20 protein-coding genes are annotated in these 20,141 nt (G+C 62.7%); 11 read left to right on the forward strand and 9 right to left on the reverse strand.

Annotation, left to right across the window (positions count from 1 at the left end; genetic code table 11):
- The first annotated feature begins 12 nt into the window (after positions 1-12).
- From OO306_RS02315 to OO306_RS02340, 6 genes are all read left to right on the forward strand, one after another.
- Positions 13-1,050, forward strand: a complete 1,038-nt coding sequence (locus OO306_RS02315; protein ID WP_027593221.1) for an ABC transporter permease — start codon at positions 13-15, stop codon at positions 1,048-1,050.
- A 54-nt stretch (positions 1,051-1,104) separates the two neighbouring features.
- Positions 1,105-2,715: an ABC transporter substrate-binding protein gene (locus tag OO306_RS02320; protein WP_027593222.1), complete on the forward strand. Its 1,611-nt coding sequence runs from the start codon at positions 1,105-1,107 to the stop codon at positions 2,713-2,715.
- 62 nt (positions 2,716-2,777) lie between these two features.
- A complete protein-coding gene (locus tag OO306_RS02325) occupies positions 2,778-3,695 on the forward strand; it encodes an ABC transporter permease (protein ID WP_033694009.1) in 918 nt (305 codons plus the stop codon).
- An 11-nt stretch (positions 3,696-3,706) separates the two neighbouring features.
- Positions 3,707-4,546: an ABC transporter ATP-binding protein gene (locus tag OO306_RS02330; RefSeq protein ID WP_099429354.1), complete on the forward strand. Its 840-nt coding sequence runs from the start codon at positions 3,707-3,709 to the stop codon at positions 4,544-4,546.
- 10 nt (positions 4,547-4,556) lie between these two features.
- The gene (locus OO306_RS02335; protein ID WP_027593225.1) at positions 4,557-5,330 is read left to right on the forward strand and encodes an ABC transporter ATP-binding protein; all 774 of its coding nucleotides are present in this window, start codon (positions 4,557-4,559) and stop codon (positions 5,328-5,330) included.
- Positions 5,331-5,472: 142 nt separating this feature from the next.
- Positions 5,473-7,284, forward strand: coding sequence for a glycoside hydrolase family 28 protein (locus tag OO306_RS02340; RefSeq protein WP_265967551.1), 1,812 nt, complete (start codon positions 5,473-5,475; stop codon positions 7,282-7,284).
- On the opposite strand, the gene OO306_RS02345 is transcribed toward OO306_RS02340, so the two are convergent.
- Positions 7,272-8,015, reverse strand: a complete 744-nt coding sequence (locus tag OO306_RS02345) for a FadR/GntR family transcriptional regulator (protein WP_099429352.1) — start codon at positions 8,013-8,015, stop codon at positions 7,272-7,274. The two genes, OO306_RS02340 and OO306_RS02345, sit on opposite strands and share 13 nt — an antisense overlap.
- 97 nt (positions 8,016-8,112) lie before the next feature.
- On the opposite strand from OO306_RS02345, the gene OO306_RS02350 reads away from it, so the two are divergent.
- Together OO306_RS02350 and OO306_RS02355 are read left to right on the forward strand one after the other, a co-directional pair.
- Complete coding sequence (locus tag OO306_RS02350; RefSeq protein ID WP_265967552.1) at positions 8,113-8,814, forward strand: FadR/GntR family transcriptional regulator; 702 nt, start codon at positions 8,113-8,115, stop codon at positions 8,812-8,814.
- A 64-nt stretch (positions 8,815-8,878) separates the two neighbouring features.
- Complete coding sequence (locus OO306_RS02355) at positions 8,879-9,340, forward strand: phosphotransferase system, HPr-related protein (protein ID WP_265967553.1); 462 nt, start codon at positions 8,879-8,881, stop codon at positions 9,338-9,340.
- Positions 9,341-9,490: 150 nt separating this feature from the next.
- On the opposite strand, the gene OO306_RS02360 is transcribed toward OO306_RS02355, so the two are convergent.
- The 4 genes from OO306_RS02360 to OO306_RS02375 are packed head-to-tail and all read right to left on the reverse strand — an operon-like array spanning position 9,491 to position 13,336.
- Positions 9,491-10,438 (reverse strand): lysylphosphatidylglycerol synthase domain-containing protein, encoded by a 948-nt coding sequence (locus tag OO306_RS02360; RefSeq protein WP_027593230.1) that lies wholly within the window; start codon positions 10,436-10,438, stop codon positions 9,491-9,493.
- Positions 10,438-11,640, reverse strand: a complete 1,203-nt coding sequence (clsB, locus tag OO306_RS02365; protein ID WP_027593231.1) for a cardiolipin synthase ClsB — start codon at positions 11,638-11,640, stop codon at positions 10,438-10,440. The genes OO306_RS02360 and clsB overlap by 1 nt, the downstream gene beginning before the upstream one ends.
- Positions 11,637-12,422 (reverse strand): endonuclease/exonuclease/phosphatase family protein, encoded by a 786-nt coding sequence (locus OO306_RS02370; RefSeq protein WP_027593232.1) that lies wholly within the window; start codon positions 12,420-12,422, stop codon positions 11,637-11,639. The genes clsB and OO306_RS02370 overlap by 4 nt, the downstream gene beginning before the upstream one ends.
- On the reverse strand, positions 12,419-13,336 hold the full coding sequence (locus tag OO306_RS02375; RefSeq protein ID WP_265967554.1) for a DUF72 domain-containing protein: 918 nt from the start codon (positions 13,334-13,336) through the stop codon (positions 12,419-12,421). The genes OO306_RS02370 and OO306_RS02375 overlap by 4 nt, the downstream gene beginning before the upstream one ends.
- A 215-nt stretch (positions 13,337-13,551) precedes the next feature.
- On the opposite strand from OO306_RS02375, the gene OO306_RS02380 reads away from it, so the two are divergent.
- From OO306_RS02380 to OO306_RS02390, 3 genes are all read left to right on the forward strand, one after another.
- A complete protein-coding gene (locus OO306_RS02380) occupies positions 13,552-14,103 on the forward strand; it encodes an ATP-dependent Clp protease proteolytic subunit (RefSeq protein ID WP_027593234.1) in 552 nt (183 codons plus the stop codon).
- A gap of 139 nt (positions 14,104-14,242) precedes the next feature.
- Positions 14,243-14,452, forward strand: coding sequence for a general stress protein (locus tag OO306_RS02385; protein WP_027593235.1), 210 nt, complete (start codon positions 14,243-14,245; stop codon positions 14,450-14,452).
- Positions 14,453-14,542: 90 nt separating this feature from the next.
- Positions 14,543-14,812 (forward strand): DUF6555 family protein, encoded by a 270-nt coding sequence (locus OO306_RS02390; protein ID WP_027593236.1) that lies wholly within the window; start codon positions 14,543-14,545, stop codon positions 14,810-14,812.
- Positions 14,813-14,866: 54 nt separating this feature from the next.
- On the opposite strand, the gene paaZ is transcribed toward OO306_RS02390, so the two are convergent.
- The 4 genes from paaZ to OO306_RS02410 are packed head-to-tail and all read right to left on the reverse strand — an operon-like array spanning position 14,867 to position 20,092.
- Positions 14,867-16,921, reverse strand: coding sequence for a phenylacetic acid degradation bifunctional protein PaaZ (gene paaZ, locus OO306_RS02395; protein WP_265967555.1), 2,055 nt, complete (start codon positions 16,919-16,921; stop codon positions 14,867-14,869).
- Positions 16,922-16,959: 38 nt separating this feature from the next.
- Positions 16,960-18,192 (reverse strand): OprD family porin, encoded by a 1,233-nt coding sequence (locus tag OO306_RS02400; RefSeq protein ID WP_265967556.1) that lies wholly within the window; start codon positions 18,190-18,192, stop codon positions 16,960-16,962.
- A 32-nt stretch (positions 18,193-18,224) separates the two neighbouring features.
- Positions 18,225-19,787, reverse strand: a complete 1,563-nt coding sequence (locus tag OO306_RS02405) for a cation acetate symporter (protein ID WP_323055820.1) — start codon at positions 19,785-19,787, stop codon at positions 18,225-18,227.
- On the reverse strand, positions 19,784-20,092 hold the full coding sequence (locus tag OO306_RS02410) for a DUF485 domain-containing protein (RefSeq protein ID WP_027593240.1): 309 nt from the start codon (positions 20,090-20,092) through the stop codon (positions 19,784-19,786). The genes OO306_RS02405 and OO306_RS02410 overlap by 4 nt, the downstream gene beginning before the upstream one ends.
- Positions 20,093-20,141: the final 49 nt, after the last annotated feature.

Consider the following 20,141-nt stretch of genomic DNA (forward strand, 5'->3'; position numbering starts at 1 on the left):
CAGGAGCCTGTTATGTTGCTTTCGACTGCCTCTGTGCTGGGCACGCGCGTGTCTGCCACTGCCCGACGCGCCAGCACGGTCCTGGTGACCTTGCTCGGCCTGTTGGCGCTGACGTTTTTCATTGGTCGGGTGATGCCGCTGGACCCGGTGCTGGCCGTGGTCGGGCCGGACGCCGACAGCTCCACCTATGATCAGGTCTACCAGGCGATGGGCCTGGACAAGCCGATCTGGACCCAGTTCGGGCTGTACCTCAACGATTTGCTGCACGGTGATTTCGGCAATGCGCTGCTCACCGGCCACCCGGTGCTGGAGGACATCAAGCGGGTGTTCCCGGCGACCATCGAGCTGGCCACGCTGGCGATCCTGTTCGGCATCCTCATCGGCCTGCCGCTGGGTGTGGTTGCCGCCAGCAACCAGGGCAAGCTGGGCGACCATGTGGCCCGGGTGATCACTTTGTTCGGTTACTCCACGCCGATTTTCTGGGTGGGCATGATGGGCCTGCTGGTGTTCTACGCCTGGCTCGGCTGGGCGGGCGGGGCAGGGCGTATCGACCTCGCCTACGACGGCATGGTCCCGGACGTGACCGGCCTGCTGCTGATCGACACCGCCCTGGCGCGTGACTGGGAGGCGTTCAGCAGTGCCTTGCGCCACATCATCTTGCCGGGGCTGATCCTGGGCTTGAACTCGGTGGCCTATATCAGCCGCATGACGCGCAGCTTCATGCTCGAGCAGTTGTCGCAGGAATACATCATCACGGCGCGGGTCAAGGGCCTGTCGCGGCGCCAGGTGGTGTGGGGCCATGCGTTTCGCAACATCCTCGTGCAACTGCTGACCGTGGTGGCGCTGGCCTACGGCTCGCTGCTCGAAGGCGCGGTGCTGATCGAGACGGTGTTCGCCTGGCCGGGCTTTGGCCAATACCTCACCAGCAGCCTGATGCTCGGTGACATGAACGCAGTGATGGGCTGCGTGCTGGTGATCGGCCTGATCTTCGTCGCCCTCAACCTGATCAGCGATGCCCTGTACAAGGTGTTCGACCCAAGGACCCGCTAAGCCCCCAGGGGCTGCGTGAACACATTGCATAACTATAAAAAGAAGGACGCCCACATGAAGACTGCACTTCCCCCGCTGCACATGAGCCTGCTGGGTGCAATCCTGGCCCTGGCGCCGATGGCTGCCGTGCAGGCCAAGACCCCTGCCGACCAGTTGATCGTCGGCATGAGCATGGTCAACCTGTTTTCCATCGACCCAGCCAATGCGCCGGGCCTGGATGCCTCCGGGGTCAACGCCAACCTGTACGACACCTTGGTCAAGCGCGACCAGGGCAACCCGGAAAAACACCTGCCACAGCTGGCCGAACGCTGGGACATCAGCGAAGACGGCAAGCAGATCACCTTCCATTTGCGCAACGACGTCAAATTCCATTCCGGCAACCCGCTGACCGCCGAGGACGTGGCCTGGTCGTTGTACCGGGTGATGAAGCTCAACTTCGGCCTGGCCACCACCTGGAAGGCCTACGGCTACAACGTCGACAACATCCAGGCGCTGATTCGCGCCACCGATGCACAGACCCTGGTGGTCGACTTGCCACAACCGACCGACCCGCTGCTGCTGATCGACTCGCTGGCGACCTCGCCCAGTGCGGTCATCGTCGACCGCCTAGAAGTGCTGAAGCACGAAAAAAACGGCGACCTCGGCGCCGCCTGGCTGGTCACCCATGAAGCGGGTAGCGGCCCGTTCACGCTGGCCAAGTGGAGTGCCAACGATGCGTTGGTGATGAACCGTTTTGACGGCTACTGGGCTGGCCCGGCGAAAATGAAGCGGGTGCTGGTGCGGCACATGACCGAGTCACAATCGCTGCGCCTGATGCTCGAACGCGGTGACCTGGACCTCGCCTACGGCATGGCCGCACCGGATATCAAAGCCGTCGAGCGCTCTGACCAGTTGCAGGTGCAGCCCTTGCAGCGCGGCACCATGTACTACGTGGCGATGAGCATGAAGCAGCCTGAGTTCGCCAACCCGAAGGTACGTGAAGCCGTGCGTTACCTGATTGATTACAAAGGCATCGACGAACAGGTCATGCCGCATTACGGCATGCTCAACCAGCAGCCGATGCAACTGGGCCTGGACGCGCGCCTGCCAGACCCTGGCTACCGGCTCGACGTGGCCAAAGCCAAGGCGTTGCTGAGCGAAGCCGGCTACCCGCAAGGCTTCAGCACCACCCTGCGGACGCTGTCCGAACCGCCCTTTATCGACATTGCCGCGCGCATGCAATCGACCCTGGCCGAAGGCGGCATCAAGGCCAGCATTGTCACCGGCACCGGCAACCAGGTGTACGGCGCCATGCGTGCGCGCAACTTCGAAATGATCGTGGCCCGTGGGGCCGAACGCTACCCGCACCCGTACTTCAGCCTGCGCACCTTCGTCTACAACCCCGACAACAGCGATGCCGCCGGGCTGCCCAACTTCCAGGGCTGGCGCGCATCGTTCTTCGACCAACAGCTGAATGCGCTGATCGACCAGGCTGGGGTCGAGCGTGACGCCGGCAAGCGCCTGAACCTGTACCACCAGGCACAGCAGCGTTACGACCAACAGGTCGGCCCGATCATGATGATCTCGCAGATGACCGACACCGCCGTCAGTGCAGTGGACGTCAAGGGCTTCACCGGCGACGACGCCGAGGCGACCCGATACCTGGGCGTCTACAAGCAACGCTGAACACTGCCGAGGGCGTCTGCGGGCGCCCCAGGTGGCCATGATTTCACATCGAGAACATGCCGATGATTGCCAACCTGTCTTCTACCGTTTCAAGCGACAAGCCGCAGGCCGACAACACACCTGCGTCCAGTGTCGATGCGCTGTACAAAAGCAGCCTGCGGGTGCTGCGCCACCTGCTGCGCAACCCGATGACCCTGGCTGGCCTGCTGGTGGCCTTGCTGCTGGTGGTGGTCGCCGCCTTCGCGCCGTGGATCGCCACCCATGACCCGGTCGTGCAAAACCTCGCCAACGCCCTGCAGGCGCCCGGTGCCGCGCACTGGTTCGGCACCGACGAGTACGGCCGCGACATCTTCAGCCGGCTGGTGTATGGCTCACGTATCACCCTGTACATCATTACCCTGGTGACCGTGATCGTCGGCCCGATCGGGTTGTTCATCGGCACGGTGTCGGGGTATTTCGGTGGCGTCGTCGACACCGTGTTCATGCGCATCACCGATATTTTCATCTCGTTCCCAAGCCTGGTGCTGGCGCTGGCGTTCATCGCTGCGCTCGGCCCTGGCCTGGAGCATGCCGTGGTCGCCATCGCGCTGACCTCGTGGCCGCCAATCGCTCGCCTGGCGCGGGCCGAAACGCTGTCGCTGCGCAAGGCTGACTTCGTCGTTGCGGTCGAGCTGCAGGGCGCGTCGTCGACGCGGATCATCCTGCGGCACATTGTGCCGATGTGCCTGTCGTCGGTGATCATCCGCCTGACCATGAACATGGCCGGCATCATCCTCACCGCGGCTGCATTGGGCTTTCTTGGCCTGGGCGCGCAGGCGCCGTTGCCGGAGTGGGGCGCGATGATCTCCACCGGCCGACGCTACATGCTCGAATGCTGGTGGCTGGTGGCCGTACCGGGGGCTGCGATCATGCTGGTGAGCCTGGCGTTCAACCTGTTGGGCGATGGCCTGCGGGACATTCTCGACCCGCGTAGCGAGTAACTGGAGGCTTTATGTCGACGCTCAAACTCACTGTCGATTCGCTCAATGTGCGCTTCGTCAATGGCAAGAAAGAAATGCACGCGGTACGCGATGTGTCGTTCACCTTGGGCCGCGAGAAGCTCGCCATTGTCGGCGAGTCCGGTTCGGGCAAGTCCACCGTCGGGCGCAGCCTGCTCAAGCTGCACCCCAATAGCACGCAGATCACTGCCAAGGCCCTGCAGTTCGGCGATGTCGACTTGCTCAGTGCCAGCGAAAAGGCCATGCAGAAGATTCGCGGCCAGCGCATTTCGATGATCATGCAAGACCCCAAGTACTCGCTCAACCCGGTGGTCAAGGTGGGCGATCAGATTGCCGAAGCCTACCTGGCGCACCACAAGGCCAGCCGCAGCGAGGCCCGCGAGCGGGTCTTGCTGATGCTGGAAAAGGTCCATATCCGTGACCCCAAGCGGGTCTACAACCTGTACCCGCATGAAGTCAGCGGCGGCATGGGCCAGCGCATCATGATCGCCATGATGGTCATCACCAACCCGGAGGTGATCATCGCGGATGAACCGACCTCGGCGCTGGATGTGTCGGTACGCCAGCAGGTGCTCAATGTGCTCGAAGAACTGGTGGTGGAACAGCAGATGGGGCTGATTTTCGTCAGCCACGACCTCAACCTGGTTCGCAATTACTGCGACCGAGTGCTGGTGATGTACGCCGGACGGGTGGTCGAGTCGCTGGCCGCCTGCGACCTGCAATATGCCGAACACCCCTATACCCGTGGCCTGCTGGCGGCCCTGCCGAGCATGGACAACCGCCGCCCACGCCTGCCGGTCCTGCAACGCGACCCGCTGTGGCTCACCTGCTGAGGGAACTGACATGAGCATGATCCAAGCACAATCGCTGAACCTGAGTTTTGGTGTGGGCGCCGCCTGCAACCAGGTGCTGCACGATGTCGACCTGACGGTCGAAGACGGCGAGTCGTTCGGCCTGGTGGGCGAGTCGGGTTCGGGCAAGACCACGGTCTTGCGCTGCCTGGCTGGGCAGTACCGGCACTGGAGCGGGGCGCTGAGCATTGCCGGCGTCCCGCTGCAGCACAAGCTGCCCAAGGAGCACTTTCGCAAGGTGCAGATGGTGTTCCAGGACCCTTACGGTTCGCTGCACCCGCGGCACACCATCGACACCGCGTTGCGCGAGCCGTTGACCATTCATGGCCTGGGCGAGCGCGATGACCGCATCAACGACATCCTGGTCAAGGTCGGCTTGAACGACAGCTTCCGTTACCGCTACCCGCACCAGCTGTCAGGCGGGCAACGCCAGCGCGTGGCGATCGCCCGGGCGCTGATTCTCGAACCCCGGGTGTTGCTGCTGGACGAGCCGACGTCGGCGCTCGATGTGTCGGTGCAGGCAGAGATTCTCAACCTGCTGGCGGACCTGCGTCAGCGCGAGAAACTCACCTACCTGATGGTGACCCACGACCTGGGTGTGGTCAGCCATTTGTGCGACAAGGTCGCGGTGATGCAACAGGGGCGGATTGTCGAGCGCCTGGACAGCCAAGCCTTGAGCCAGGACCTGGCCAGCCACGACTACACCCGCATGCTGGTGCAGGCCAGCCGCGATTTCAGTGCTGAATCAGTACGTAACGTCAGCTGACACACGCTTTGTGTAGGAGCAGCCTTGCGCTGCGAAGAGGCCGGTATTACCCACCGTTTTCTTTGGCTGGGATGGCCTCTTCGCAGCACAAGGCTGCTCCTACAACGACTGTGCATAGCGCTATAACAAGGAAGATAACCCCATGCCGCATGCAAACACCGCGACCACCCGATCACTGTTGACTGTCCTGGCACTCGGCTTCAGTTCACCCCTTTGGGCACTCGAAGCGCCGAGCAAAGTGCTGGTCCCGACGCTGGCCTACGACGACCAGCAGATAATTCTGGTCTGGGAGAAACCCGCCGACCTTGCCGACATCGCCGATTACCACGTCTACGCCAATGGCAAGCTGCTCGGTGGCAGCAACGCCAACAACGGGCACGTGTCCCCGGCCAAACCCTATATCGACCGCTTCTACGAGCAGGACACGCGCAATTTCCACCACCGTATCGCCATCCACAGCTACACCGCAGTTGGCCTGGCCCCCGACACTGAATACCGCTTCACCGTGCGGTCGGTGGACCACGCCGGCAAGGAATCGGCCGACAGCCCGGTAATCGTCCAACGTACTACCGCCGTGCCGGCACTGTTCGACGTGCGCCACTATGGCGCCAAGGGCGACGGCCAGACCCTCGATACCGCCGCCATCCAGAAGGCCATCGACGCCTGTACCGTCGGCTGCAAAGTGCTGCTGCCAGCAGGTACCTACAAAAGCGGCGCGCTGTACCTCAAAAGCAACATGACCCTGGAAATCGCCGAGGGCGCGACCCTGCTCGGGTCCGAGCGCGCCGAAGATTACCCCCGCGATGGCTATATCCAGTACCCGTACTCCACCACCGTACGCCCGGCCTCGCTGATCAACGCCTTGCCGCGTGACCCGCGTGCGCACCAGGCATTCGAGAACATACGCATCGTCGGCAAGGGGGTCATTGATGGTAATGGCTGGAAGCGCAACGCCGACATCGTCGATGAACGTGGCCAACCGCTGCCGTTCTACCTGCCGAGCGACAACACCCGCTACCTGCAGGACGGCGTGCTGGCCAAGGCCCAGGTCGCTCGCGCCGTGGCCGAAGGCATGAACGTCAAGGACGCCTATGGCCAAATGCGCTCGTCGCTGGTCACCTTGCGCAACGTCAAGAACGTGTTCTATGGCGGCTTCACGGTCCTCAACCCGGCTTATCACGGCATCATGAACCTGGAGACCGAAAACGTGGTGCTGGCCAACACCACGCACAAGACCTACGACGCCAACAACGGCGATGGCATCGAATTCGCCAACAGCCGCGGCGCATTGGTGTTCAACAACTTCTTCGACACCGGCGATGACTGCGTCAACTTCGCAGCCGGCACCGGCGCCGATGCGGTCAAGCAAAAGCCCCAGGAAGACGCGTGGATCTTCAACAACTACTTCCGCAAGGGCCACGGCATGGTCGTGGCCGGCAGCCACACGGGGGCGTGGATCCAGAACATCCTGGCCGAAGATAACGTGTCTGACGGCACCGATACCGGCTTACGCATGAAGAGCACCAACTTCATGGGCGGTGGCGCGCGTAATGTGGTGTTCCGCGATTCGGCGATGCGCAACACGGTCAAGCAGGCGTTCATCTTCACCCTCGACTACAACGACCCGAACGCCAAGCTGGACTACAAGAAGTCGACCATCGCCGGCCAGTTCCGCGATGTGCGGGTTAGCAATGTCACGGTCGAGAATGCCCAACTGGCGGCGATCGAGGTCAAGGGCGACAGCCTGCACGGCGCTTATCACCAAGGCCTGTCCTTCGAGCGCGTGCGTTTCAGCGGGCCGGCCAAGGCCAAGATCGATGGTTTGAAGGGCTCACGGTTCGACACGGTCCACTTCAGCGAAACCGGCAGTGCCAACCCGTGGCAGGTCAGTGCCAGCGACGGATTGGTCTTCGAGGATGTGCAACCGGCGCCTGAAGCGGCTCACTCGCTGTAGACAGCCTGGTGTTTCTGCGCCTCGCGCAGGCGCATGCGGCTATTGCTCAAATGCAGGAACATGGCCGCACGCGCCGCATCGACCTGCTTGCTGACGATGGCGTCGAAGATTTGCTGGTGTTCGGCGTTGATCCCCGCCAGGTAGGTGCTGCGGTTGCTCTGCCCGGTATAGGCGGAGTTCATCCGGGTGCGCGGGATCAGCTTGGTGCCCAGGTGTTTCATGATATCGATGAGGTACGGGTTGCCGGCCGCTTTGGCGATCTTCAGGTGGAACTGGAAGTCGGCGTTGGTGGTACTGCCCGACTTTTCCGGGCCTTGCAGCAACGCGTGCAATGCTTGTTCCAGCTCGTCGATGGCCTGCGGCGTGGCCCGTTCGGCGGCCATGCCTGCAGCCTGGACTTCCAGGCTTAGGCGGAACTCCAGCAGGTCGAGGACGTCGGACAACAGCACAATGGTGGCGGGCCCGACGTTGAAGCCTTCGGGGGCCGGCATGTCGAGGACGAAGGTGCCGACGCCATGCTGGGTCTCGACCAGGCCTGCCGCCTGCATGCGCGACAAGGCATCACGCACTACCGAGCGACTGACGCTTTCGGCGGCCATGATCTGCGTTTCGGTGGGCAGTTTGTCGCCGCGTTTGAGGGTGCCGTCACGCATGCGTTGGGCAAAGCGTTCGACCAACGATTCGGCCAGGCGGCGAGGTTTGATTCGGGCAATAGCCGTGAGGTCAGACATCATCGTGCTCTTGTGAGATCAGCGGGCATTATAGTGCGTTTTGACGTAAAACTGCGGTTACAATCGTTCATCGTCTGGTTTTTGAATGGATCCTCTGATGGAGCGCGTCAACCCTGAACGACGTGTCAGCCTGGCCCAGCAACTGGTGCTTGAACTGTCACGTAGCATACTGGCCGGCGAGCTACCGGCTGGCACCAAGTTGCCGACCGAACAAGCCTTTACCGAGGCGCGCAAGGTCAGCCGTACCGTGGTTCGCGAAGCGATGTCGCGGCTGCAGGCAGAGGGCCTGGTCGAAACCCGCCGAGGCATCGGCACGTTCGTGGTCGACACCACCCGGCCAGGCGACTTTCAGGACAGCCAGCACGAGAAGGGCAGCGCCCTCGATGCGGTGGCGCTCATCGAATTGCGCCTGAGCCTGGAGGTGGAGTGCGCCGCGCTTGCTGCGCAGCGTGCTACGTCAAGCCAGTTGCAGGCCATTGCCGACGCCTTGGGCGAAGCCAATGCCGTGGGGCCGTTGCACCAGGACAGCATGCGTATCGTATTCGAGTTTCACCTGCAAATTGCCCTGTGCACCGGCAACAGCTTCTTTATCGATGCCATGCGCCACCTGGCCGATACCTTGATGCGTGGCGCGCAGAGCAACGTCACCCAACAGCAACGCGCACAACAGGTGCGTGAGCGCGAGCAGATTTATGCTGCACTCGCGCACCAGGACGCCGATGCCGCCCGGGCAGCGATGCGGCTGCACCTGACCAATGAACTGCACCGTGCGCAACAAGCGGCCCAGCCCGCGGCGTAAAAACTCTGAATTTTCCCGTGGTGGGCGCAGTCGACCGTGTATAGCCCACTGACGGAGTACGCACATGTCTAGCCCCGATGAACCCAAGCCTTACACACCTACCGAAATCGACGACACCGAAGACCGCATGGGCAGTGTCCATGAGCTGGACTTCAGTGACCGTCACGACGAACGCGAAGGGCGGGTGGGCGACGAACGACCTGCCCGTGAAGATGAGCACGCGTTTCCGCCACAGCGCGTCGCAGAAAGCGGCATGACGGGTGGCGAAGCGTTGAGCGACAGCCTGCACGAAGACAACGTCACTTATGACGACATGAGCCCGGATACCTTGCTGGACGAGACCGGTGCTCGCGACCCGTTTGAAGAGGGTGACGGCGAAGGGCCGGCAGACCAGTCGTTGCGGCAGGTCAATGCTAACGAGATTGGCGGCGGCTTTGGGTTGGATGAGGCTGAACTGGCGCGTTCGGCGCCATTGGACGGTGAGCCGTGGACCGATGATGTGGTTGATGAGGAGGATAAGTCCTAATTGATCGGGGCCGCTGCGCGGCCCATCGCCGGCAAGCCAGCTCCTACAGGAGAGCGAGATTCCGTGTAGGAGCTGGCTTGTCGGGGCGCCGAACCGCTGCGATGGGCTGCGCAGCAGCCCCAATTCCCCGCGCCGAGGCCCTGTAGAGCGCTAGGCCGGATTATCACGCTGGCGCATGGCCTTGGCGCGTTTCTCCAGAATCAGGTACGTGATGACTGCCAACAGCAGCGGAAGCAGGTAATACAGCGTGCGATACCCCAGCAACGCCGCTACCAGCGTGCCCTGTTGCATCTGGCCATGCAGCAATGCCAGAAACACCGTCTCAAGCACGCCAAGCCCAGCCGGGATGTGCGCAACCACGCCCGCCACGCAACTGATCAGCAGTATCCCGAGGATCGACGGGTAGAAGGCTTCGCCAGGCAGCAACCAGAAGATCAGCAGGGCCATCAACGCCCAGTTGCTGGCGCCAAGGGCAACCTGGGCCAGCGCCAGACGCCAGCCAGGCAAGGTGACTTCGTGTTCACGCCATTGCCAGGTGCGTTTTTTCGCAAAGCCGCAGGCCAGCAAGTAGCCGATGGCGATTGCCAGCAAGCCAAAGCCGATCAGTTGCAACCCCGTTGCCCCGACTGCCCAGCTGTCCGGCAGGTCTACCAGGCGCAGGGCGAATACCGTACCCGCCAACAGCATGTAGCCCATCCAGTTGGTGAGTAAGCCAAGGGTCAGGATGCGGGTGATGGTCGCGGTATCCAGACCTAGCCGGCCGTACAGCCGATAACGCAACGCGACGCCGCCCACCCAGGTGGTGAAGTTAAGGTTGAAGGCATAACAGACGAAAGCCACAGGCAACACCTGCCTGGCAGGCAGGTTGTGGCCTGTATAGGCACGCGCCAGCAGGTCGTAGCTGGCAAACGTCAGGTAGCTGAACAGCGCAACCGCCAACCCGATCGCTAAAGTGCCAGGCTTGTAGGCCAGCAGCGACTGGCGCACCTCGTTCCAGTCCAGGTTGCGCGCCAGCATGAACAGCAAGGCTGGAATCAACAAAAGGAAGAGCAAGGTGAACAGGCGCTTGGCCCAGATTTGCCAACGTTTACGGGCCATCACGTCTGGCCCTCATGCATATCGCCGTGGGCTTCCACCTCCGGCTGCACCGAGCGCAGGCGCTGGCGGTGCGCCGGGAACCAGCCGGCAATGCGCGGAAAGTGACGTATGGCGTGGAAGCACAGGAAAATCAGCGGCGCCCGCCACCAGTAACCGCGCACCATGCGCTCCAGGGTGACGGCCTTGCACTGTTCGCTGGCCAGCGACTGCAGGTGCTGGTGCAACTGTTGGTTGAAGCCGTGATCGCGGATGAACAGGTTGGCTTCAAGGTTCAACGACAAGCTCAAGGGGTCGAGATTGCTCGAGCCGACAGTAGCCCACTGATCATCGACCAGCGCGACCTTGCCATGCAAAGGTCGGCGGCAGTATTCATGAATGTGCACACCGTCACGCAGCAGGTAGTTGTACAGCAGCCGCGACAAGGCCCGCACCCAGCGCATGTCTGGCTGGCCTTGCAAGATCAAGGTCACGTCCACCCCACGCCGCGCCGCATTGCGCAGCTCCCGCAGCAACCGGTAACCCGGAAAGAAATAGGCATTGGCCACCACGATACGCTGCCGGGCAGCGCGGAAAGCTTGCAGGTACTGGGCTTCGATGGCCGTTCTGCGCTGGCCATTGTCGCGCTCGACCAGCAGGGCAGTGATAGCCCCGGTGGGCTCGGTGACAGGCCGCACCTCACTGGGTGGCTGCAGCACGGGGGACATCAGGCGACGGCTGGTGGCATGCACCTGCGCAACCACCGGGCCGGTAACCTCCACGGCATAGTCCTGCTTGGCCATGGGGCCGTAGTCGCCCAGGTGATCGGCACTGTAGTTGATACCGCCGATGAACGCGCGCTGCCCATCGATGACCACGATCTTGCGGTGCAGGCGGCGGAACAGGTTGGTGCGCATGCCCACCAGCCGGGGCTGTGGGTCGAAGGCATGAAAGTTGACGCCGGCTTCGGTCATGGCCGAGATGAACGTGTCGGGCAGGTCGGCAGTGCCGTAACCATCGACCGCCACTTCGACGCGCACGCCGCGCTGCGCGGCGTCTATCAGCACCTGCTGCAACTGCTGGCCGACCTTGTCATCGAAGATGATGAACGTCTCCAGCAGGATTTCCTCCCGCGCCTGGGCCATCGCTTCAAACACGCGTGGGTAATACTGTTCGCCATTGATCAACAACTGCACGCTGTTGCCCTCTAGCCAAGGTCGGTTCATAGGCTGATCTCCGCAGTGAGGGGGGCATGGTCGGAAAGGTGCGACCATGGGTATTTCGACAGCACCTGCGCCTTGCTCGGCATGGCATTGCGCAGGTAGATGCGGTCAAGCCGCAGCAGCGGCAAGCGCGCCGGAAAACTGCGCGCCGGGGTGCCGAAACGCTCGCCAAAGGCTTCGACCAAGTGTTCGGACAGCGCCACATCCGCTTTCAGGCGCCAGTCATTGAAATCGCCGGCAATGATCACCGGCGCATCGGGCGGCAAGCTGTCGAGCAGCTCGAGCAACAGGCGCACCTGGCGCTGGCGGTGTGATTCCCGCAGGCCCAAGTGCACGCACACTGCATGCACCTCTTTATGCCCAGGCACCTCCAGGCGGCAATGGAGCAGGCCACGCTGCTCATTGCCGTCGATGGAAACATCCCGGTTGTCGAACTGGCTGATGGGGAATTTCGACAGCAAGGCATTGCCGTGGTCGCCATGGGGGTACACAGCGTTACGGCCATAGGCGAACTGCGGCCACATGCTGTCGGCCAGAAACTCGTACTGCGGCGTTTCCGGCCAGGCTGCGTGGCGCTCGGCATGCTGCTGGTGGCTGCCGTGCACCTCCTGAAGAAACACCAGGTCGGCGCCGGTGGCGCGCACGGCATCGCGCAGCTCAGGCAGGATGAAACGCCGGTTGAAGGCGGTGAAGCCCTTGTGCACGTTGAGAGTCAGCACGGTCAGCCTTTGCACCGTGGTGACGTTGTCGATAATGCAGCGCGGTGTGGGCAAGGTCTTGTTCACAGCTCAACCTCCGGGTCGACACCGGGTTCGGTGAGCAGGTCATAGTCCAGCTTCAACTTCTCCAGAAGGCGCCGGGCATCGTAGGGCGCATGGACCTTCTGGTCGTTGTCGAAGTAGCAGTAGATATCACGCGTGGCCCGCTTGGGCGGTGCGCCGGGTAGCACGGTGTGTGCGTCGTCTGCCTGGCTGCCTTGGCTCCAGCGCAGAATGCGCTGTTTCCAGCGGCGCAAGGCCTGCGCCGTGTAGCCACTGCTGTAGAGCTCCACATCACCGTGCAGGCGCATGTAGACGAAATCGGCCGTGACATCTTCGACATAGGGCCATTTCCCTGCACTGTCGGCCACGACCAGCGCCACACGGTGTTTGCGCAACAGCTTCACGAAGGCTTCGCAAAGAAAGCTCTCGTGGCGGATTTCCACGGCGTGGCGCAAGCGTGCGTTGCCTTTGATGTCAGTTCCGCCATTGCCCTTGAGCCGCTCGTCACACCCTTGTGCGCATTCGCGCGCCGCTTTTCGGTTACGCGGCAGCAGCGCCAGAAACCGCGCAAAGCGTGCTTCGTCGAACTTCATGTTGGGTGGGAACTGCCACAGAAACGGGCCCAGCTTGTCGCCCAGCAACAAAGGCCCGGAAGCAAAGAAATTGGCCACCGGCGCTTCGATGTCCTTGAGCCGCCGTACATGGGTGATGTAGCGCGGTGCCTTTACCGAGAATACAAAGCCGTCTGGCGTCTCCTCACGCCACCCCCGATACCGTTCGGGCGTCTGCAGGCTATAAAACGAGCCATTGATCTCGATGCTGTTGACTGCCCGCGAGGCGAACGCGAGTTCATTGTCCTGGCGCAGCCCTTTGGGGTAGAAATCCTTGCGCCAAGGGCCATAGCGCCAACCTGATATACCAATACGGATCTCGCTCACGCTGCCTTCCTCATTGCCAGCTTTTTGAGAGGTCGCTCTGAAGGTGCGACTGATGCGCGGCCGTGAGGTTCAGCACGGTTGACCAACGGGGAATGCACGCAGAGTTGAACTTTGCCGCAGTTGGCGTCTCCACCGCATAGCGGGTGCAAAAGACGACTACACCCCATGACGGATTGGCCATTCACCGGCATGAACCGCCAACCCTGGAGGCAAACATGGCCAGACACATCATCCATTTCACCGGGCCGATCAACTCATCCACCTGCGGCAACCTGATCAACACCTGTTCGCGCGCCATGCAGCAGGGCGCACAGCTGCTGCAACTGAACATCGCGACCATGGGCGGGGAGTGCAGCTACGGGTTTACCTTGTACAACTTCCTGCGGGCGCTGCCGATTCCGCTGCATACCCACAACCTGGGGACGGTGGAATCGATGGGCAACATCCTGTTTCTGGCGGGCGAGCATCGCACCGCCTGCGCGTTCAGCAAATTCTTGTTTCACCCCTTCCATTGGACGCTGCACGGGTCGGTCGACCACGCCAGGATGGCCGAATACGCCATGAGCCTGGATTACGACCTGCGGCTGTACGCTCAAATCGTGGCAGAGCGAACCGAAGGCAGTGCCGAAGTGCTGGACGTGCCCCGTTACCTGATGGCCTACCCGCGGATACTGGGGCCCGAGGAGGCACTGGAGAGCGGGCTGATCCATGCCATCGACGAACTGCCGATCGAGTCCGATTCCACCCAGTGGAGCGTGCATGCCTAATGCCGCCACGCAAGCATTTGGCCTGGGGACGTTTGGCGCCACCCGTCAGCCGTGTGCAATTCGATTGAGCATTGCCCGTGTTTGCTGGCTCGGAATCAAGGTACGGCCCAGCAACCTTTCCATCGCAAGGAGATACCACATGGCACGTGATCAGGAACGTACCAGCCAGCGCGGCGGCACCAAGGAAACCAACTCGGGCAATTTCGCCAACGACCGGGAAAAAGCCTCCCGCGCCGGGCACAAAGGCGGCAAGGTGTCGGGCGGCAACTTCGCCAACGACCGTGAACGCGCCGCTGAAGCCGGCCGCAAGGGTGGCCAGAACAGCCATGGCGGCGGACGGCGACCGTAGCGATTGACCTAGGTTGGCAAATTTTTTGAATTTTCTGGCACTGCCCAGATCAATCAAAAGGTCATCCATGGAGAAGAGGAGGCCCCTGCGATGCCTGGTCCACAGCTGTACATCATCGACTACCAACTGCATGGCCAACCGCGCAGTTTCATCATCCGCCTGGAACGGTTGGACAATGCCGAGGCCTGGCATTGGGCCAGCTGTGATGCGGGCATCGGCATCATTCCGAAATTCGGGCGGGAAAAGATCAAGAAAGTCAGCAGGCCAATGGCCGAACGATATGGGATTACCGCCGTGAGCTGGCGTATTTCCGGGAGCAAGCCCAATCAATCGGTGGGTGACCCAGCCGTGGTGGGTTGATGAACGAATGAGCGATGGGCTGCGAGGCAGCCCATCGTTTGGCAGGTAGGCTACTCAGTCAATCTTCTTCAATACCAAGGTCAGAATGTCATAGCTGGCCACCAGCTCACCCAGCTGGTTGGTAACCTCAACGTCCCACGCCACCACACCTTGCGGCTGCCCCAACGGGCTAGCCTTGCCCTGGTCGATCTTGCGCTTGCAGGTCAGGCGGGCCTGGATCGTGTCGCCAATGCCTACGGGGTTGATGAAGCGCAGGGTATCCAGGCCGTAGTTGGCCAGCACCGGGCCGGCGCCGGGGGATACGAACAGGCCCGCCGCTGCCGACAGCACGAAGTAGCCATGGGCGATACGCTTGCCAAACTGCGATTCCTTGGCGGCGATCTCGTCGAAGTGCATGTAGAAGTGGTCACCCGACAAGCAGCCGAAGTTGACCAGGTCCGCCTCGGTTACCGTACGGCGGTGGGTTAACAGTGACTCGCCGATACGCAAGTCCTGGAAGTAGCGACGGAACGGGTGCACTTCGCTCTCGATCACTTCTGCGCCGCGCACGTACTCGCCCGTTACTGCCGTGAGCATGCTCGGTGAGCCTTGTACGGCCGCACGCTGCAGATAGTGCTTGACTGCGCGCAGGCCGCCCAGCTCTTCACCGCCACCCGCGCGGCCGGGGCCGCCGTGCTTGAGTTGTGGCAGCGGCGAGCCATGCCCGGTGGATTCCAGCGCGGCTTCGCGGTCCAGCACCAGCAGGCGGCCGTGCCAGGCAGCCGCCACCGGGATGGCTTTGGCGGCAACGGCGCGGTCGGCAGTGACCAGGGTCGCCACCAGGCTGCCCTTGCCGCGGGCAGCCAGGGCCAGGGCTTCGTCAAGGTCATCGTAGGCCATCAGCGTGCTGACCGGGCCGAACGCTTCGATATCGTGCGCACCCCCTTCACCGTGTGGGTCGCGGGCCTGCAGCAGGGTCGGCGCAAAGAACGCGCCTTCGGCAACACCCTCACCACGCGGCGCGAAACCGTCACTGGCGCCGAACAGCTGGTCGCAGCTCTGCAGCAGGCTGCGTACACGCTCGCCAACGTCGCGCTGCTGGTCATGCGAGGCCAGGGCGCCCATGCGCACGCCTTCCACTGAAGGGTCACCCACCACCACCTTGCTCAGGCGCTCGCGCAGGCGGGTAGCGACGGCATCGATGTGCTTGGCCGGGACGATGGCGCGGCGGATGGCGGTGCATTTCTGCCCGGCCTTGGTGGTCATTTCGCGGGCCACCTCCTTGATGTACAGGTCAAACTCTTCGCTGTCCGGGGTCACGTCCGGGCCGAGAATCGCGCAGTTCAGCGAATCCGCTTCGGCGGTGAACGGTACCGAGTTGCGGATCAGGTTCGGCGTCACGCGCAATTTCGCAGCAGTATCGGCGGAGCCGGTAAAGGTCACTACATCCTGGCCCTGCAAGCGGTCGAGCAAGTCGCCGGTGCTGCCGATCACCAACTGCAAGCTGCCGTCGGGCAACAGGCCCGACGCATTCATCAGGCGAACCACGGCTTCAGTCAGGTAGCTGGTCGAGGTGGCGGGCTTGACGATGCACGGCATGCCAGCCAGGAAGGTCGGGGCGAACTTCTCGAGCATGCCCCAGATCGGGAAGTTGAACGCGTTGATGTGCACGGCGACCCCGGCACGCGGCACCAGGATATGGCTGCCGGCAAAGTGGCCTTGCTTGCCCAGCGGTATGGCCGGGCCTTCGTGCACCAGGTTGCCGGAGGGCAGTTCGCGGCTGCCGATGCCGGCATAGGCGAACAGTGTGGCGTTACCGCCTTCGATGTCGATCCAGCTGTCGGCGCGGGTGGCCCCACTGTGGTGGGACAAGGCGTACAGCTGCTCTTTGCGCTCGGCCAGGTACAAGGCCAGGGCCTTGAGGCGGGCGGCGCGCTGTTGGAAGTCCATGGCCATGAGGGCGGCCAGGCCACGGGCGCGGGCGAAGTCCACGGCTTCGGCGAAATCCGGGCGCTCTTCATGGCTGTAGGCCAGAACGTGACCGTTCAAGGCGCTGCGCAGGGCCTGGGCGCCGTGCTGGCCGATCCAGCGACCGGCAATGAAGCTTTGCAGGGTTGGGGCGTCAGACATGCTGTTCTCCATGCTGTTCTAATGGGGGAAGGGCGCTGTTACCACAGCGCCAAGGTGTAGCCGATGATCAGGCGGTTCTCGTCCACGGCATTGGTCAGGCCATTGCCGGAACGGAAGGTGACGTTGCGCCAGCGCAGGCTGACGTCTTTGAACGGGCCGCTCTGGATGACGTAGGTGAGGTCAGTGTCGCGTTCGCGCTCACGGCCGTTGCTGACCGTGGCGGTCTCGGCGTGGCGGCCGTCGGTGTAGCGGGTCATGAAACTCAGGCCCGGGATGCCCACGGCGACGAAGTCGTAGTCGTAGCGCACCTGCCAGGAATCGAGCCCGGCGCGGGTGAAGGTGTTGTAGGTCACCAGGTTGACCGTGAACGGGTCGCCGCCGTTGACGAAGGGGAAGGCGCTGTCGCCGGACATCTGTTGCCAGGTGGCGGTGAACTTGTGCGCCCTGACGCCGAGGGTGAACATGGCGTTGAAGTTACGGTTGTCGATGTTGCCGGCACGCTCGGCGCCGTCGTTACGGCTGTCGAAATAGCGCAGGTCGCTGCGCAGGCTCAGGCCTTCGCCCAGTGGACGGGTATCGACCAGGCCGACGAACTGCTGGCGGTAGATGTCTTCAAGCTTGGCGTAGTAATAGCTGACGCTGGTCTGTGGGGTGATGGCATAGCTGCCGCCGCCGAAATCCAGGTGGTCGCTGCTGGCTGCGCCGTAGCCCATGTCATCGCGGCCGGACGAATCGCGCAAGTTGGCCTTGGTGAGGCGCCCGGCGTTGACGGTGAGGCCATTGAGCTCCTGGCTGGTCAGCAGGCCGCCCTGGAACGTGGAAGACAACAGACGGGTGTCGTTGTACACCACCACCGGCAGGATCGGCTGCAGGGTGCCCAGGCGCAGGGTGCTCTTGGAAACCCGTGCTTTACCGGTCAGGCCCAGCTCGCTGTAGTCATCGACAGGCTCGTGGCTGTTCGGGCCAAAGGGCAGCAAGCCGGTGTTGCGGCGGTCGCGGCTGGAGTCGAGCTTGACACCCAGCTGGCCCATGGCGTCCACGCCGAAGCCCACCGGGCCTTCGGTGAAGCCGGATTCCACGCGGGCGGTAAAGCCTTGGCCCCATTCCTCGGCCTTGGCCTGCGGGGCATTGCTCTGGCGGAAGTCGCGGTTGATGTAGTGGTTGCGCATTTCCAGGCGTGCATGGCTGTCGCTGACGAAGTCGGCCATGGCCGGCAAGGGCAGGGCGAGCGTGGCAAGCCAAGCGGCGGAAGAGAAGCGAGTGCGGTTCATTGTTGTTGTACCCGACATGGTTGTTCTCGAAGTCAGTGCTTGCTGGCGCCGGCAGCGCCGATACCGGTCATGGAGCGAATGAACTGCGCCAAGTAGCGACCACGCTCCTCGCTGGCACGCGCGGAGGTGTCGGTGACCGAGAACACCCAGGCGCCGAAAAACGCCAGGCTCATCGAGAACAGCGCCGGGTTGCTGTAAGGGAACAGCGCCTGTTCGTTGTGCAGCACGTTGACCCACACTGCCGGGCCGAGTACCACCAGCACCACGGCAGAGAACAGACCGGCCATGCTGCCGCACACTGCACCCCGGGTGGTCAGGCCCTTCCAGAACATCGAGAGCAGCAGCACCGGGAAGTTGACCGATGCGGCCACGGCCAGTACCAGGCCGGAGAGGAAGGCGATGTTCTGCGACTCGAACACCAGCCCCAGCACCACTGCCAGCAAGCCGATCACCAGGGTGGCGATACGCGAGACACGCATTTCTTCCTGTTCAGTGGCCTGGCCTTTGCGTACCACGCAGGCATAGAGGTCGTGGGAAACCGCCGAAGCGCCGGACAACGCAAGGCCTGCCACTACCGCAAGAATGGTGGCGAAGGCCACGGCAGAGATGAAACCCAGGAACAGGTTGCCACCCACCGCCTGTGCCAGGTGCACCGCGACCATGTTGCCGCCGCCGATGATCGCGCCTGCCGCATCGCGGTAGGACGGCTCGGTGCCGACCATGACGATGGCGCCAAAGCCGATGACGATCAGCAGCAAGTAGAAGTAGCCGATGAAACCGGTGGCGTAGAACACGCTCTTGCGCGCTTCCTTGGCATCACTGACGGTGAAGAAACGCATCAGGATATGCGGCAGGCCGGCAGTGCCGAACATCATGCCCAGCCCCAGGGAAATCGCATCGATCGGGTTCGACAGCAAGCCACCCGGCGCCATGATCGCCTGGCCCTTGGCATGCACGGCCACGGCGCTGGCAAACATCGCTTCGGTGCTGAAGCCAAAGTGTTTGAGCACCATGAACGCCATGAAGCTGGTGCCGGACAGCAGCATCACGGCCTTGATGATCTGCACCCAGGTGGTTGCCAGCATGCCGCCGAAGGTCACGTAGGCGACCATCAACACCCCGACCAGCATCACCGCGTACAGGTAGCTGATGCCGAACAGCAGCTCGATCAGCTTGCCGGCCCCGACCATCTGGGCCACCAGGTACATCAGCGCGACGACCAAGGTGCCGAATGCCGAGGTCAGGCGCACTGGGGTTTGCGCCAGGCGGTAGGACACGACGTCGGCAAACGTGTACTTGCCCAAGTTGCGCAGGCGTTCGGCGATCAGGAACAGGATGATTGGCCAGCCGGCCAGTACACCCAGGGCGTAGAGCAGGCCGTCGTAGCCGTTCATGAACATCATGGCCGAGATGCCCAGGAAGGACGCGGCGCTGATCATGTCGCCGGCGATCGCCAAACCGTTCTGCATGCCGGTCAGGCCGCCGCCCGCGGTATAGAAGTCACTCGCCGAGCGGGTCCGCAGTGCGGCCCAGCGGGTTACCAGCAGGGTGAAGCAGACGAACACCATGAACATCGAAATGGCAGTCCAGTTCATTGCGCGCACTCCTGCTTGACCTTGTCGTTCAGCGGGTCGAGCACGTTGTTGGCGCGGTGCACGTAGATGCCGGTGAGGGCGAACGACAGCAGCACCATGAGCACGCCCACCAGCATGCCAACGGTGGTCACGCCACCGCTGAGCGATTGGCCGAGGGTGCTGGGGGAGAACGCCACCAACAGGACGAAGCCGTAGTAGATCACCAGCATGGCCAGGGTCAGGGTGCCGTTGAGGCGACGTTTGCGCCGGACCAGGTGCTGGAAGTCGGGATGGTTGGCGATGCTTTCAATGCGTTCGGGGGTCATGGCAAGCGATCTCTTGGTGTTGTAGTTGTTTTTGAGGTCACACAGGCGT

Origin of the sequence: Pseudomonas sp. DCB_AW (assembly GCF_026240895.1) — a bacterium.
GTDB lineage: Bacteria > Pseudomonadota > Gammaproteobacteria > Pseudomonadales > Pseudomonadaceae > Aquipseudomonas > Aquipseudomonas kermanshahensis.